The 15723-nt window shown below is 75.6% G+C and carries 12 protein-coding genes; 9 read left to right on the forward strand and 3 right to left on the reverse strand.

What is annotated here, in order from left to right; all coding sequences use genetic code 11:
- The first annotated feature begins 43 nt into the window (after window positions 1–43).
- The 4 genes from RM844_RS04180 to nudC all read left to right on the forward strand — a co-directional run bounded on the left by RM844_RS04180 (window position 44) and on the right by nudC (window position 8287).
- On the forward strand, window positions 44–430 hold the full coding sequence (locus RM844_RS04180) for an MGMT family protein (RefSeq protein WP_394814431.1): 387 nt from the start codon (window positions 44–46) through the stop codon (window positions 428–430).
- Window positions 431–553: 123 nt separating this feature from the next.
- The gene (locus tag RM844_RS04185) at window positions 554–3850 is read left to right on the forward strand and encodes an ATP-dependent helicase (RefSeq protein WP_311664850.1); all 3297 of its coding nucleotides are present in this window, start codon (window positions 554–556) and stop codon (window positions 3848–3850) included.
- 69 nt (window positions 3851–3919) lie between these two features.
- A complete protein-coding gene (locus tag RM844_RS04190; protein ID WP_311664852.1) occupies window positions 3920–7330 on the forward strand; it encodes an ATP-dependent DNA helicase in 3411 nt (1136 codons plus the stop codon).
- A 9-nt stretch (window positions 7331–7339) separates the two neighbouring features.
- A complete protein-coding gene (nudC, locus tag RM844_RS04195) occupies window positions 7340–8287 on the forward strand; it encodes an NAD(+) diphosphatase (RefSeq protein WP_311664854.1) in 948 nt (315 codons plus the stop codon).
- 21 nt (window positions 8288–8308) lie between these two features.
- On the opposite strand, the gene RM844_RS04200 is transcribed toward nudC, so the two are convergent.
- On the reverse strand, window positions 8309–8563 hold the full coding sequence (locus RM844_RS04200; RefSeq protein ID WP_311664856.1) for a glutaredoxin family protein: 255 nt from the start codon (window positions 8561–8563) through the stop codon (window positions 8309–8311).
- Between the two features lie 266 nt (window positions 8564–8829).
- On the opposite strand from RM844_RS04200, the gene RM844_RS04205 reads away from it, so the two are divergent.
- The 4 genes from RM844_RS04205 to RM844_RS04220 all read left to right on the forward strand — a co-directional run bounded on the left by RM844_RS04205 (window position 8830) and on the right by RM844_RS04220 (window position 12281).
- On the forward strand, window positions 8830–11004 hold the full coding sequence (locus RM844_RS04205) for an ATP-dependent DNA helicase UvrD2 (protein ID WP_311665322.1): 2175 nt from the start codon (window positions 8830–8832) through the stop codon (window positions 11002–11004).
- A 142-nt stretch (window positions 11005–11146) separates the two neighbouring features.
- Window positions 11147–11464: a hypothetical protein gene (locus RM844_RS04210; protein WP_311664858.1), complete on the forward strand. Its 318-nt coding sequence runs from the start codon at window positions 11147–11149 to the stop codon at window positions 11462–11464.
- A gap of 125 nt (window positions 11465–11589) precedes the next feature.
- Window positions 11590–11940 carry a WhiB family transcriptional regulator gene (locus RM844_RS04215; RefSeq protein ID WP_097229783.1) on the forward strand — a complete coding sequence of 117 codons (351 nt, stop codon included), beginning with the start codon at window positions 11590–11592 and terminating at the stop codon, window positions 11938–11940.
- Window positions 11937–12281: a hypothetical protein gene (locus tag RM844_RS04220; protein ID WP_311664863.1), complete on the forward strand. Its 345-nt coding sequence runs from the start codon at window positions 11937–11939 to the stop codon at window positions 12279–12281. Before RM844_RS04215 ends, RM844_RS04220 begins: the two co-directional genes overlap by 4 nt.
- Window positions 12282–12334: 53 nt before the next feature.
- Here RM844_RS04220 and RM844_RS04225 read toward each other — a convergent pair whose 3' ends face one another.
- Window positions 12335–13756, reverse strand: coding sequence for an ABC1 kinase family protein (locus RM844_RS04225; protein WP_311664865.1), 1422 nt, complete (start codon window positions 13754–13756; stop codon window positions 12335–12337).
- Window positions 13757–13806: 50 nt separating this feature from the next.
- A complete protein-coding gene (locus RM844_RS04230; protein WP_311664867.1) occupies window positions 13807–14889 on the reverse strand; it encodes a ThiF family adenylyltransferase in 1083 nt (360 codons plus the stop codon).
- A gap of 217 nt (window positions 14890–15106) precedes the next feature.
- On the opposite strand from RM844_RS04230, the gene RM844_RS04235 reads away from it, so the two are divergent.
- Window positions 15107–15709, forward strand: coding sequence for a M48 metallopeptidase family protein (locus tag RM844_RS04235; RefSeq protein ID WP_311664869.1), 603 nt, complete (start codon window positions 15107–15109; stop codon window positions 15707–15709).
- Window positions 15710–15723: the final 14 nt, after the last annotated feature.

Here is a 15723-nt window from a genome sequence, read left to right on the forward strand (position 1 = left end):
CCCCGGTACGGGGACGATACTGGCACGAGACACCGACAGCGCGGTGCGCTCCGTGAGATACGGCACCATGGGCGGCATGGTCCCCGCCACTCCAGCGCCGGCGAACGAGCCGGCCCACCGCCTGACCGACCACGCCGACGCGGTGCTGGCGGTGGTCGAACGCATACCCGAGGGCCGCGTTCTGACCTACGGCGACATCGCCGGCGTGGTGGGCCAGGGCGGCCCCCGGCAGGTGGGCTCGGTGCTGGCCAGGTACGGCGGCGCGGTGCCCTGGTGGCGTGTGGTGCGCGCGGACGGGCGCCCGGCCGCCGGCCACGAGCGCCGGGCGCTCGCCGCCTACCACGCCGAGGGCACCCCGCTCCGCCCCGGCTGGGCCGAGGGCACGATCCGGGTCGACCTGCGGGACGCCCGCTGGGCCGACCCGCGCTGACCTGGCGGCCGGTCGGCCCCGCGCGGTGAGCCGGGGCGCGGCCGGCCGCCCGGTCCGGCGGAACCCCAGCGTCCCGCCCACCGACTGGCGTACCGTCGACCCCAACCTCCACGAGAATCCGCGATGCACGTGAGCCTCTCCGTCCCGTCCACTGACCGGCTGCCGCCCGCCCCGGGAGCGTACCGACTGGTGCGCACCCCCGTTGTCGACGCACGCGACACCGCTGTGGACGCGAGCCAGCGCGCGGTGGTTGACCACCCGGGCGGCCCGTTGTTGGTACTCGCCGGTCCGGGGACGGGCAAGACGACCACCCTGGTGGCCGCCGTCGCCCGCCGGGTGCGGGCCGGCGCCGACCCGGAGCGGCTGCTGGTGCTGACCTTCAGCCGCAAGGCGGCCGTCGAGCTGCGGGACCGGCTGACCGCCACGCTGGGCGGCCGCGCGCCGCAGGCCACCACCTTCCACTCGTTCGCCTACGCGCTGGTCCGCGCGCACCAGGACCGCGAGTTGTTCGCCGAGCCGCTGCGTCTGCTCTCCGGGCCCGAACAGGACCTCTACCTCCGCGAGCTGCTCGCCGGCGACCAGGAGCTGGCCCGCGCCGGCCGCGGCCTGCCCTGGCCCGACGAGCTGCGCGCCTGCCTGACCACCCGCGGTTTCGCCGACGAGCTGCGGGCGGTGCTGGCCCGCAGCCGCGAGCTGGGCCTCGACCCGGAGACGCTGGGCGAGTTCGCGCGCCGCACCGGCCGGCAGGACTGGGCGGTGGCCGCCGAGTTCCTCGCCGAGTACCTGGACGTGACCCAGGCCCAGGGCGTGCTCGACTACACCGAGCTGCTGCGCGACGCGGTCCGGCTGGCCGAGTCGGACGAGCACGCGCCCGCGCTCCGGGCCCGCTACGACGCGGTCTTCGTCGACGAGTACCAGGACACCGACCCGGCGCAGGTCGCGCTCCTGCGGGCGCTCGCCGGCGACGGCCGCGACCTCACCGTCTTCGGCGACCCCGACCAGTCGATCTACGCCTTCCGGGGCGCCGACCTGAACGGCATCCTCGGCTTTCCCGACACCTTCCGCACGGCCGGCGGGGCGCCCGCGCCGGTGCGCGCGCTGCGGGTCGCCCGCCGCTCCGGCGGCGCCCTGCTCGCCGCCACCAGGACGCTGGCCGCGCGGCTGCCGCTGGCCCGGCTGCCGGCCGCCGTGGTGCGCCAGCACCGGGCGCCGGAGCCGACCCGGGAGGGCGGCCGGGTCGAGGTGTACACCTACCCTTCGGCCGGCGCCGAGTTGGCCAACGTCGCCGACCTGCTGCGCCGCGCGCACCTGGAGGACGGGCTGCCCTGGGGCGAGATGGCGGTGCTGGTGCGGGCCGGCAACCACACCATCCCCGCCGTGCGCCGCGCCCTCACCTCGGCCGGCGTCCCGCTGGAGGTGGACGGCGAGGACCTGCCGCTGCGCCAGGAGCCGGCGGTCGCGCCGCTGCTGACCGCGCTGCGGGCGGTCGCCGAGCCGGGCGACGGCGCCGCGCTCGACCCGGAGACGGCCGCCCGGCTGCTCACCTCCCCGCTCGGCGGGCTGGACGCGGCCGACCTGCGCCGGCTGGGGCGGGCGCTGCGCGAGGAGGAGCGGGCGGCCGGCGCCGCCGCGCCGCCGCCGTCCGACGTGCTGGTCGCCCGCGCGCTGGCCGAGCCGGAGCGGCTGCTCACCCACGACCCGGCGGACGCGGGCGGCGCCGCCAGGCTGGGCCAACTGCTGCGCAAGGCGCGGGAGGCGCTGGCCGGCGGCGGCACCGCCGAGGAGGCGCTGTGGCTGCTCTGGGACGGCACGACGTGGCCGCAGCGGCTGGAGCGCGCGGCCCGGCGCGGCGGCGCCGTCGGGCGCAACGCGGACCGGGACCTGGACGCCGTCTGCGCCCTGTTCGAGGCGGCGGCGCGCGCCGAGGAGCGGATCGGCGGCCGGGGGGCGCTCAACTTCCTGGCCGAGCTGGAGGCGCACGACATCCTGGCCGACACCCTCGGCGCACGCCCCACCCGCCCCGACGCGGTGCGGCTGATGACGGCGCACCGGGCCAAGGGGCTTGAGTGGTCGCTGGTGGTGGTGGCCGGCGTGCAGGAGGGCGGCTGGCCCGACCTGCGGCGCCGCGGCTCGCTGTTGGAGGCCGACCGGATCGGCCGGGACGGCCTGGCCGAGCCGCTCAGCCCCGGCGCGCTGCTGGCCGAGGAGCGGCGGCTGTTCTACGTGGCGGCCACCCGGGCCAGGGACCGGCTGGTGGTCACCGCGGTGCGCGGCGCCGACGACGGCGAGCAGCCCTCCCGGTTCCTGCGCGAACTGGGCGTGGAGCCGGTCGAGGTGAGCGGCCGGCCGCCGCGCCCGCTGTCGCTGACCGCGCTGGTCGCCGAGCTGCGCGCCACCACGGTCGACCCGGCCGCCTCGCCCGCGCTGCGGGCCGCGGCGGCCGACCGGCTGGCCAGGCTGGCCGCGCTCACCGACGACGACGGCCACCCGCTGGCGCCGGCGGCGCACCCGGAGCGCTGGTGGGGGCTGCGCGAGCCCACCCGCTCCGAGGTGCCGCTGCGGGACCCGGAGCGGCCCGTCGCGCTCTCCGGCAGCGCCCTGGACCAGCTGGTCAACACGTGCTCCCTGCAGTGGTTCCTGGGCCGCGAGGTGCACGCCGAGGGGCCGCCCAGCACCGCCCAGGGCTTCGGCAACGTGCTCCACGTGCTGGCCGACGAGGTGGCCTCAGGCACCAGCCCGGCCGACCTCTCGGTGCTGATGGCCCGGCTGGACACCGTCTGGGACGCGTTGGCCTTCGAGGCGCCCTGGCAGTCCCGCCGGGAGCAGGCCGAGGCGCGGGCCGCGTTGGAACGCTTCCTGCGCTGGCACGTGCTGCGCGCCGAGTCCGGTGCCGAACCGGTCGCCAGCGAGCGGGAGTTCGAGGTGACCCTGCCCTCCGGGCGGCACGAGGTGCGGATCCGCGGCGTGCTGGACCGGGTGGAGCGGGACGCCGAGGGCCGGGCCTACGTGGTCGACTTCAAGACCGGCAAGGGCCGGCCCACCGCCGAGCAGGTCGAGCGGCACCCCCAGCTCGCCGTCTACCAACTGGCCGTGCGGCACGACGAGTCGCTCGCCGGCCCGGACGCCGAGCTGGCCGGCGCGTCCCTGGTCCACCTGCGGCAGGGCGCGGCCCGGCGGGACGGCGGCGACGAGCTGCCGGCGGTGCAGCGGCAGGAGCCGCTGCCCGCGGACGCGGCCCGGTCCGGCGAGGCGGCCGGCCCGGGGGAGCCCGGCGGGGACTGGGTCGGCGGACTGCTGGCCGAGGCGGCCGGCCGGGTGCTGGACGAACGCTTCACCCCCCGCACGGGGAACCACTGCGGCGCCTGCGCCTTCAAGTCCTCCTGCGCGGCCCGCCCGGAGGGGCGCCAGACCGTGGAGTGAGCCGGGCTGGGCGGCCACCGGCGGACGTTTCCGCCCGGTCTGTCGGTGGCGGCGACTACCCTCACTCGGGTGCCCGTGCGACTCACCGGCCCCGAGCAGCTCGCCGAGTTGCTCGGCGTCCCGTTCACCCCAGAGCAGCTGGCGTGCGTCACCGCGCCGCCGGTCCCCCAGGCCGTGGTCGCCGGCGCCGGCTCCGGCAAGACGACGGTGATGGCGGCCCGCGTCGTCTGGCTCGCCGGCACCGGCCAGGTCGCCCCGGACCGGGTGCTCGGCCTCACGTTCACCAACAAGGCCGCCGCCGAGCTGGCCGAGCGGGTGCGGGCCGCGCTCGCCAGGGCGCGGATCGACACCAGCGAGACGGGCGAGCCCACCATCTCCACCTACCACGCCTTCGCCGGCCGGCTGTTGACCGAGCACGGCCTGCGGCTGGGCATCGAGCCGGCCTCCCGACTGCTGGCCGACGCCGGCCGCTTCCAGCTCGCCGCCGAGGTGCTGCGCGGCGCGCCGGCCGAGTTCGAGCCGCCGGACGCCGGGTTCACCTCTCTGGTCAGCGACCTGGTCGCGCTCGACGGCGAGCTGGCCGAGCACCTGGTGACGCCCGAGCGGCTGCGCGCCTTCGACCGCGAGCTGCTCACCGAGCTGGCCGGCGCCCGGCTGAGCAACGCGGCGCTGCGCCAGGTGCCGAAGGCCGCCGGCGGCCGGCAGGCGCTGCTCGACTTGGTCGAGGAGTACCGCGCCCGCAAGCGCGCCCGCGACCTGGTCGACTTCGGGGACCAGATCGCGCTGGCCGCCGCCCTAGCCGAGCGGCGCCCCGAGGTGGGCCGGCTGCTGCGCGAGCAGTTCGGGGTGGTGCTGCTCGACGAGTACCAGGACACCTCGGTCGCTCAACGCGTGCTGCTCGCCGGCCTCTTCGGCGGCGGCACGGGCCACCCGGTGACCGCCGTCGGCGACCCCTGTCAGGCCATCTACGGCTGGCGCGGCGCCTCGGTGGCCAACCTCGACGACTTTCCCGAGCACTTCGCCGACCGCGCCGGCCGCCCCGCCCGGGTGCTCACCCTCAGCCAGAACCGCCGCAGCGGCGGCCGGCTGCTCGCCCTGGCCAACGAGCTGGCCGCGCCGCTGCGCGCGCGGCACCCGGCGGTCCGTCCGCTGCGCCCGGCGCCCGGCGCCGAGCGGGACGGGCTGGTCCGCTGCGCGCTGCTGCCCACCCACGGCGAGGAGCTGACCTGGCTGGCCGACTCCATCGCCCACCTGGTGCGCACCGACACGGCGCCCGGCGAGATCGCCGTGCTCTGCCGGACCGCCGCCGACTTCCCGCTGATCCAGGCCGAGCTGGTGGCCCGCGAGATCCCGGTCGAGGTGGTCGGCCTCGGCGGGCTGCTGCACCTCCCCGAGGTCGCCGACCTGGTCGCGGTCTGCCAGGTGCTGGCCGACCCCACGGCCAACGCCGCCCTGGTCCGGCTGCTGTCCGGCCCGCGCTGGCGGATCGGCCCGCGCGACCTGGCGCTGCTCGGCCGCCGCGCCCGGCTGCTGGTGCGCCGCGCCCCGGCGGCGGGGGAGGCGGCGGCCGGGGACGAGGCGGCGCTGGCCCGGCTGGCCGAGGCGGTCGCCGGCACGGACCCGGCCGAGGTGATCTCGCTCGCCGACGCGCTGGACACCTTCGTCGGCAGCGCCGGCGGGGGCGGTGGCCAGGCCGGCGCCGGCGAGCCGGACGACCGGCTGCCGTTCTCGCCGGCGGCCCGGGTGCGGTTCGCGCATCTCGCCGCCGAGCTGCGGGAGCTGCGCCGGGCGCTGGGCGACCCGCTGATGGACGTGCTGCACCGGGTGCTCAACGTCACCGGCCTTGAGGTCGAGCTGGCCGCCTCGCCGCAGGCGCTGGCCGCCCGCCGCCGGGAGACCCTCGGCGCCTTCCTCGACGTCGCGGCCGGCTTCGCCGCCGGCCGCGCCGGCACCGCGGTGCACGGCGAGGCCACCCTGCCCGCCTTCCTGGCCTTCCTGCGCGCCGCCGAGTCCTACGACCGCGGCCTGGACGGCTCGCTGCCCAGCGGGGAGAACGCCGTGCAGGTGCTCACCGCGCACAAGGCCAAGGGCCTGGAGTGGGACGTGGTCGCGCTCCCCGGGCTGTGCGCCGGTGTCTTCCCGGCCGTCCGCGCGCGGGACTCCTGGCTCCGCCAGCCCAGGGCGCTGCCGCACCCGCTGCGCGGCGACGCGGACACCCTGCCGCCGGCCCCCGAGTGGACCTCGGCCGGGCTGCGGGAGTACGGCGCAGCGACGACGGAGCAGCTGGAGTTGGAGGAGCTGCGGCTGGGCTATGTCGCGTTCACCCGGCCCCGCCGGCTGCTGCTGGGCTCCGGCCACTGGTGGGGCCCGAGCCAGAAGAAGCCGCGCGGCCCCTCCGCATTCCTCACCGCGCTGCACGACCACTGCGCGGCCGACCCGAGCCACGGCGAGGTGGAGCGCTGGGCCGACCCCCCGGAAGAGGACGCGGAGAACCCGGCGTTGACCCGGGCCGAGACGGAAGCCCGCGCCTGGCCGCTGCCGCTGGACCCGGCGGCGCTGGCCCGCCGGCGGGCGGCGGCCCGCGCGGTGCTGGCCCGGCTCAACACCCCGCCCGCTCCCCGCGCGGCCCCGGCCCCGTCGCCCGAGGACGAGGACCCGCCGTCCGGGCCACCGTCCGGGGCTCTGCCGCCTGATCCGTCGCCCGAGGATCCGTCGTCCGAGGCCCCGTCGCCCGGGGAAGAGGCCCTGTCGCCCGAGGAGCGGCGCGCCGTCGCCTCCTGGGACCGGGACCTCACCGTGCTCGCGCGCGAGCTGCGGCAGGCCAGGGCCGGGGTGCGGGAGGTGCGGCTGCCGTACTCGCTGACCGCGACGCAGGTGCAGCGGCTGGCCGCCGACCCGGAGGGCTTCGCCCGCGAGCTGGCCCGCCCGATGCCCCGCCCGCCGCAGCCGGCCGCCCGCCGGGGCACCCGGTTCCACGCCTGGGTGCAGTCCCGTTTCGAGACGCTCCCGCTGCCGCTGTTGGGCCCGGAGGAGCTGCCCGGCGGCGATCCGGCGGAGGACGCCGAGATCCGCGACGAACGCGAGCTGGCCCTGCTCAAGGAGGCGTTCCAGCGCACTCCCTACGCGGACCGCCGCCCCTACCGGATCGAGGCCCCGTTCCAGCTCCAGCTGGCCGGGCGGGTGATCCGGGGCCGGATCGACGCGGTCTACCGGCTGCCCGCGCGACCCGGCGGGGCCGGCCCCCGCTTCGAGGTGATCGACTGGAAGACGGCCCGCCGGCAGGACGCCGACCCGCTCCAGCTGGCGATCTACCGACTGGCCTGGGCCGAGCGCCACCAGCTGCCGACCAGCGAGGTCAGCGCCGCCTTCCTCTACGTCCGCAGCGGCGAGCTGGTGCGGCCCAGTGTGCTGCCGGGGCGGGCGGGGCTGGAGCGGCTGCTGCTGGGGGAGGACTCCTGGGAGCCCAACGATCCCGGTTAGGCTTTCCGTATGCGTACCACCTCGGCCAGCCAGGACAGCGTCGTCCAGCCGATCCCGCTCACCGCCACCGGAGGCATCGACCGGGACTCCGGCCATCGCCTGGACGAGGCGTGGCTCGGGGCTGCCTGGAGCCATCCCACCACCCGCGTCTTCGTGGTCTCCGGCGGCCAGGCGCTGGTCGAGGAGACCCCGGCCGGCGGCACCGAGCTGGTGACGATGCCGTCCTTCGACGCCCCGCTCACCGAGGCGCACCGCTACTACCTGGGCCGGGACGCGGCGGGCGTCCGGTACTTCGCGCTCCAGAAGGACGCCCTGCCGGGGCGGATGGACGACGCGGCCCGCCCGGCGGGGCTGCGGGAGGCCGCCGCCCTGCTGTCGGAGCGGGACAGCGAGCTGATGGTGCACGCGGTCGCCCTGGAGAACTGGCAGCGGCTGCACCGCTTCTGCTCCCGCTGCGGGGAGCGCACGGTGATCGCCGCGGCCGGACACATCCGCCGCTGCCAGGCCTGCGGCGCGGAGCACTACCCGCGCACCGACCCGGCCGTGATCATGCTGGTGCTCGACGACGACGACCGGGCCCTGCTGGGCCGGCAACTGCACTGGCCGAAGGGCCGCTTCTCCACCCTGGCCGGCTTCGTCGAGCCGGGGGAGTCGATCGAGCAGGCGGTGGTCAGGGAGGTCGCCGAGGAGGTCGGCGTGACCGTCGGGGAGGTCGCCTACCAGGCCAGCCAGCCCTGGCCGTTCCCGTCCAGCCTGATGCTGGGCTTCGTGGCCCGCGCGACCAGTACGGACGTCACGGTGGACGGTGAGGAGATCGAGGAGGCCCGCTGGTTCTCCCGGGACGACCTGCGGGAGGCCATGGAGTCGGGCGAGGTGCTGGCCCCGTCCGGCGTCTCCATCGCCTCCCGGTTGGTCGAGCAGTGGTACGGGAAGCCGCTGGCCACCTCGATCTGGTGAGCCGGCGGCCGGCCGCCGCGGTCAGGCGGCCAGGGCCTTCTTCACCTCGTTCAACGAGGGGTTGGTCATGGTGGTCTCGGTGCCGCCCTCGCCGGTGACGACCAGCGTGGGGACGGTCTGGTTGCCGCCGTTGGCGCGCTCCACCAGGGCGGCGGCCGCGGGGTCCTGCTCGATGTTGACCTCGGTGTAGCCGATGCCCTCGCGGTCCATCTGGCCCTTCAACCGACGGCAGTAGCCGCACCAGGTGGTGCTGTACATCGTCACTGTGCCCGGCATCGTCCGACTCCTTCGCGATCGCGCGACGGGCCCGCGCTTGTGGGCCCGTGCCTGGTGGGGGAACGCCGGACGCGGTAGGAGTAATTCCACGGCCTGTGGACAACCCTTCCCACGACGCCCGGTCGACCTGGCAGCATGGCGGGGTGACTTCAGTACCGCACGCCTCAGCCGTCCCGTCGGAGAGCCCGCTGCCGGAGGGCCCCCCGCCGGGGAGTCGAGCGGCCGGCTCCCCGCAGGGGACGCTACCGCACAGTGCCTTCCCCGAGGTGCCGCACTCGGCGGACGCGGTCCTGGACGGTCTGGACCCGGAGCAGCGCACGGTCGCCACCACGCTGCACGGCCCGGTCTGCGTCCTGGCCGGCGCCGGCACGGGCAAGACCCGGGCCATCACCCACCGCATCGCCTACGGCGTGCGGGCCGGTGTCTACCAGCCGAACACGGTGCTCGCGGTGACCTTCACCGCCCGGGCGGCCGGCGAGATGCGCGGCCGGCTGCGCCAGTTGGGCGCCGGCGGCGTGCAGTCCCGCACGTTCCACGCGGCGGCGCTGCGGCAGTTGCAGTTCTTCTGGCCCAAGGCCGTCGGCGGCGAGCCGCCCCGGCTGCTGGAGCGGAAGATCCAGCTGGTCGCCGAGGCCGGCGCGCGCAGCCGGATCCGGCTGGAGCGGCTGGAGCTGCGGGACGTGCTGGGCGAGATCGAGTGGGCCAAGGTCACCCAGACCACCCCGGAGGACTACCCGGCCGCCGTGGTCAAGGCCGGCCGGGACGCCCCCAGGGACCCGGCCGAGACCAGCCGGATCTACGCCACCTACGAGCGGCTCAAGCAGGACCGCGGCGTGATCGACTTCGAGGACGTGCTGCTGCTGACGGTCGGCATCCTCAGCGACCGGCCGGACATCGCCGACACGGTCCGCCGCCAGTACCAGCACTTCACCGTCGACGAGTACCAGGACGTCAGCCCGCTCCAGCAGCGCCTGCTCCAGCTCTGGCTGGGCGACCGGGACAACGTCTGCGTGGTCGGCGACGCCAGCCAGACGATCTACTCCTTCACCGGCGCCACCCCCGACCACCTGCTGAACTTCCGCACCCAGCATCCGGACGCAACCCTGGTGAAGCTGGTCCGCGACTACCGCTCCACCCCCCAGGTGGTCCACCTGGCCAACGGGCTGCTGGCGCAGGCCAGGGGCCGGGCCGCCGAGCACCGGCTGGAGCTGGTCTCCCAGCGGCCCACGGGCCCCGAGCCGGTCTTCTCGGAGCACTCGGACGAGCCGGCCGAGGCGGAGGCCACCGCCCGCCGCATCCGCGAGCTGCTCACCCCGGTCGCCGAGGGCGGCCCCGGCGTGCCGGCCAGCGAGATCGCGGTGCTCTACCGCGTCAACGCCCAGTCCGAGATCTACGAGCAGGCCCTGGCCGACGCCGACGTGCCCTACCAGCTCCGCGGCGCGGAGCGCTTCTTCGAGCGCCAGGAGATCCGCCAGGCGGCCCTCGCCCTGCGCGGCGCCGCCCGCGCCGGGGGGAACGACGCGGCCCTGGCCGACGCGGACGGCCTCGCGGCCGAGGTGGGCGCCGCCCTCGGCAGCGTCGGCTGGACCCCGCAGCCGCCGGCCGGCTCCGGCGCGGTCCGGGACCGCTGGGAGTCGCTGCACGCCCTCGTCCGGCTCGCGGGGGACTTCCAGCGGGCCCGCCCCGACGCCTCCCTGGGCGACTTCGTCGCCGAGCTGGACGAGCGGGCCGCCGCCCAGCACGCCCCCACGGTCGAGGGCGTCACCCTGGCGTCCCTGCACACGGCCAAGGGCCTGGAGTGGGACGCGGTCTTCCTCGTCGGGCTGACCGACGGGATGCTGCCAATCACCCACGCCAAGACCCCGGAGCAGATCGAGGAGGAGCGCCGGCTGCTCTATGTCGGCGTCACCAGGGCCAGGGCCCACCTCAGCCTCTCCTGGGCGCTGGCCAGGTCCCCGGGCGGCCGGGCGGGGCGCCGGCCGAGCCGCTTCCTGGACGGGCTGCGCCCGGGCTCGGCGGCCGACGGCCCCCGGGGCCGCGGCGGGCCGGGGGGCGTGGAGCGGGGGTCCCGACAGCGCAAGCCGCGCGGCCCGGTGCCCTGCCGGGTCTGCGGGCGCACGCTCACGGAGGCCACCGAGTTGAAGCTGCGGCGCTGCGCGGACTGCCCCTCCTCGATGGACGAGGCGCTGTACGAGCGGCTGCGGGAGTGGCGCCTGGAGCGTGCCCAGGAGCTGGGCCGGCCCGCGTACGCGGTCTTCACGGACGCCACTTTGATGGCCATCGCCGAGCAGCCTCCGGAGAGCGAGCGGGAGCTGTCCCGGATCTCCGGAGTCGGCCCGCACAAGCTGCGCCAGTTCGGCGCCGAGGTGCTGGCCCTGTGCGCCGGAGAGGAACTCCCGGAGCGCGCCGAGGAATCCACCGAAGAGGACGCCGGAAAATAGATTGCGCCCGCGCGAGAGATCCGCATAGCGTGCTCCACGTGGCGCTGGAGGAGGCTTTCACTTCCTCCGGTCCCATGCTGTACTGAGAGAACATCCCCGGGTGGGAGTGCCTACCCCCGACATCGCGAAGGAGGCGATTGCAGTGCTCGTTCTGACTCACGACAAACTGTCCGGCTCTGCCGTCGCCAGCTCCGCCATGCTCGGTGTGGCCGCCCCGTCCCGTGTCATCGCCCCGCGTGTGCCGTCCGTGCATGTGGCCGCTGACGCCCTGGGTGTCTCCCGGTGCGAGCGAACGATTCCGGCGCCCGAGATGGCAGCAGTGGCGGCAGCCGCAGGCGTGGACGCCTATGCGGCCACCGCGAATCTCGCCGGCCCCGGCCACCAGACCTTCGGACAGCAGACCAAGTTTCACTCGATGTGGGCCCTCCGCGGGCTCGATCCCTGGAGCGATCCCACCTGATCGGCGAGATCAGGTCGGCACCTCAGGGGCCGCGGAACCCACACCGGGTTTCGCGGCCCTTTTGCTTTCCCGCCGCCCGGCGACCCGTCGAGCGGTTCGACAACTCAACGACACGAGGACTCCTCATGCCACTCGCGCCGTATGCCCGACCTGACCTGAACTCCCCACCCGATCCGGAGACTTCTGTGACCCCGCTGTTCACGCTGAACGAGCTCGACGAGGCCATCGAGCGGCTTGACGAGAGCGTGCCCTGCCGTTCCTACGACCCGGAGGTGTTCTTCGCCGAGTCGCCCGCCGACGTCGAGTACGCCAAGTCCCTCTGTCAGACCTGTCCGCTGCGCGAGGCGTGTCTGGCCGGCGCCAAGGACCGTCGCGAGCCCTGGGGGGTCTGGGGTGGCGAGCTGTTCGTCCAGGGCGTGGTGGTGCCGAGGAAGCGGCCCCGGGGCCGTCCCCGCAAGAATCCGGTCTCGGCATGAGCACCCCGGGCACCATCGGCCGACCGGCCCCCTACGGGCCACGGCGCCAGCACCAGCTGCGCGCCATCGATCCCAACACCACGGCGGCCTCCGGCCGTCGACCCGTCGGGCCACGACAGTCCCGGCAGGAACAGAACAGGACCAGGAAGTTGCAACTCATCCCAGAAGCCCTGGCGCGTTCCCATATGGAGCAACGCAGCAGGGAAGCCCAGTCCCAGTGGGTGGCCGACGGGCTCGCCGAGGCTCAGCGCCAGGCTCGTCGCTCCGCCCGCCTCCAGCGCCGGGCGGAGCGCGCCTCGCAGCGCGCCCGCCAGGCGCTGGCCAGGGCGGTCATGCACTGACCAGCGCGGCGGCCGGCTCCCGGCCGCAGCACCGTTCGCCCGCCGGGCGGCTTTCACCCCTCCGTCTTCTCCAGGGCGGGGCCGCCGTCCCCACCCTCCGCCGCGCCCCGCTCGGCCGCCGGCGCCTTCCGGAGCCCCGGCGTCGCCGCCCGGAACCCGGGGAGCCCGGCCTCCAACTCCTCCCGCAGCCGCACCGTCGCGTTCAACTGGCAGAGCACCCCGATGGTGGACAGCGTCACCCGGTAGATCAGCAGGTAGGCCGGCGGCAGATTGAGCTGCCGGCCCAACTGGTGTGCCGAGGTGCGGGGATCGGCCACCCGGGCCGCCTGCTCGCGCAGCCACTCCCGGGTGAAGGTGAACTCCGCCACCCGCGCCGGCTCGATCAGCGGCAGCAGATATCCCATCACCTCGTCCGGATCCAGCTCGATGGCCGTCCTGACGAAGCCCTCCGCACGGAGCTGGGCGTACACCTCGGCCGCCGAGTCCTCCAGGGAGAGCCGAAGGGCACGGCCGATCGCCGGCGGCAGGCCGTCGGGCAGCCGGTTGACCGCGCCGAAGTCCAGCACGCCGAGCCGCCAGCGCTCGACCGGCTCGTCCGGGACCGGGACCAGCCGGAAGTTCCCCGGGTGCGCGTCCGCGTGCAGCAGGCCGGTGCGTTCCGTGCCGGAGAACAGGAAACGCGCCAGCAGTTGGCCGGCCCGATCCCGCCGTGGCCGGTCGCCCTTGGCGATCACCTCGGAGAGGGGTATGCCGGCCAGCCACTCGGTGACCAGCAGCCCCTCCCGCTGGCAGACCACCTCGGGCACCACGATGTCCGGATCGCCCCGGAACGCCTCGGCACAGATCCGCTGGGACTCCGCCTCCTGGGCGTAGTCGAGCTCCTCGGCGACCCGGTCGCGTATCTCCTCGATCAGGGGCTTGATCTCCAGGCCGGGGGCCCAGGGTGCCAACACTCGGGCGATGCGGCCCAGTTGGGTGAGGTCGGAGAGGAGCGCCGCACCCGCCCCCGGGTACTGGATCTTGACCGCCACCTCCCGACCGTCCGACCAGACCGCGCGGTGCACCTGGCCGATGGAGGCGGCCGCCGCCGGCTGCTCGTCGAACTCCAGGAAGTGGTCCCGCCAGTCCGCTCCGAGCCGCTCGGCCATGATCCGCAGCACCGAGCTCGTCGGCATCGGCGGCGCCGCGTCCTGCAGCTTGGTGAGCGCGGTGCGATACGGCCCGGCCATCGACTCCGGCAGCGCCGACTCGAAGACGGAGAGCGCCTGCCCCAGCTTCATCGCGCCCCCCTTCAGCTCGCCCAGCACCGAGAAGAGCTGCTGGGCCGTGCGCTGCTGAAGCTCCTGGCCCACCAACTCGGCCGACTTCCCACCGATGCGCTTCCCCAGCCCCCACGTCGCCCGGCCGGCGAAGCTGAGCGGCAGCGTGGCCAGCTTCGCCGTCCTGGTCACCGCCTTGCGAGGTAGATCAGACATGTCCCCTCCAACGTCCGGCGAGCGTACGGTCGTCGTGCCGGACCCTGCGTTCATTGTGGACCCGCCTGGGCCGGAACGACCGGGGTGGGCGGGCGGCCGTCAGCGGCTCCGCACGGACACTCCGGATGTGGGACGAATGTCTGTGTCGTCGTCGTGGGCCCCGGCAGCACGAACTCCGACCTGGTGTGGGGGCTCAGCGGCGCCGTCCCGTCGAGGAAGGCGAGCACCGCGCAGGCGGCCATCCCGGCCACCGCGGTGGCCAGGGCGCTGTCGCAGGCGGGCACCCCCGGGCTGCGGCCGTTGCGCCACTGGGCGACCAGGATCGGCCAGGACGGCTCCCGGTCGCTCAGGGTCCGCAGCAGACAGCCGGCGCAGGCCGAGGTGCCGGGCAGCACCAGGGGGCCGACGAAGCCGGTGGCCTCCACCACCCCGGTGTAGAGATGGGGGGTGCCGGTGGCCATCAGATCCTCGGCGCGCACCGGGTCGGGGACGTAGGCGGCGAGCCCGTCCCGTGGAGCCATGACGACCAGTTGGGGCCCCGCCGGCTCAGCCACCGGCACCCGGCGCCAGGGCCGGACCGCGCGCACCAGCGCCTCGGCCGCCGCGGCCCGGCGCTCGCCCAGGCTCTTCGGCCGCAGTCCGCCGTGCGCCGTGTCCATGGGCGCGACCCGGCCGCCGTCCACCACGTCGACTCGGCCCACGCCGGCCTGGGAGAGGGCGCCGGCGAGCGCGGCGCCCACCCGGCCCGCGCCCCTGACCAGGACCCGGGCGGCGCGCCGCGCGGTCAGCACCCGCAGCCCGTCGCCCGGCCTGGCGTGCAGCAGGGAGAGCGAGGCCAGGTCGGGGCGCATCGCCTCGGTGACGGCTCCGGCCGCCTCCGGCTCGGCCGTCGCGTCGTCGAGCACGCCGGCCCGCACCAGCCGGTCGGTCACGCGGTCCGCCGCCTCGGCCCCGAGGCCGAGCGAGGCCGCGGCGTCCCGCAGGGCGGGCAGCCCTCGCGTGCCGTCCAGCAGGGAGAGGAAGCTCTCCGTGGCGTTGTCCACCGGGCCGACGAGCACCGAGTGGGTGGGGGTCACGCCGTACCGCACGGTCTTCTGGTCCCGCCAGCCGCGCCGTAGCGACGGCTTGATCATCGGATGCATTGGGATCGCCCCCCTTCGGCCCGGGCGGGCCTCGGCTCACTGTTGGACCCATCATGGCGGGAACAGAGCGGGCGTGTGTGATGTTATCCACAGGAAGGCGAGAAAATACTATAAATAGTGCGTTCTGGAGGGTGGTCGCGTCACGGTGACGCTGGTGCCACGGGCGACGAGTGGGACATATCCGGCCCCCAGCGGGTAACGTCGACCTGTGCCCGCCGACCCGCTGAACAGCGCCGGCCCGCCGCAGCGCAGTCCCTCGGCGGGGCGTCCGGCGCTGGACACCGCCGGTGCCGATCGGGTGGAGGTCCGCCGCAGCTCTCGCCGACGTCGCACGGTCTCCGCCTACCGCGAGGCCGACCGCACGGTGGTGCTGATCCCCGCCCGGATGTCCGCCGAGGAGGAGCGGCGCTGGGTCGCCGTGATGCTGGAGAAGCTGGCCGCCCAGGAGACCCGACGGCTGCTGGACGACGCGGACCTGCTGCGCCGGGCGGTCGAGCTGTCGGAGCGGTACTTCGAGGGGCGCGCGCGGCCGGCCAGCGTGCGCTGGGTCACGAATCAGAACGCCCGTTGGGGCTCCTGCACGCCGGCGCTCGGCACCATCAGGCTCTCCCACCGGCTCCAGGGGATGCCCGAGTACGTGGTCGACTACGTGCTGCTGCACGAGCTGGCCCATCTGCTGGTGCCCGGTCACGGTGCCGACTTCTGGGCGCTGTTGGAGCGCTATCCCAGGACGGAGCGGGCGCGCGGCTTCCTGGAGGGCGTGGTCACCGCGGAGCGGCTGCCGCAGGGTCGTTGCCCGGAGGGCGACTGACCGGGGGCGACCAC

Origin of the sequence: Streptomyces chisholmiae (assembly GCF_031845445.1) — a bacterium.
In the GTDB taxonomy this organism is placed as follows: Bacteria; Actinomycetota; Actinomycetes; order Streptomycetales; family Streptomycetaceae; genus Streptomyces; species Streptomyces chisholmiae.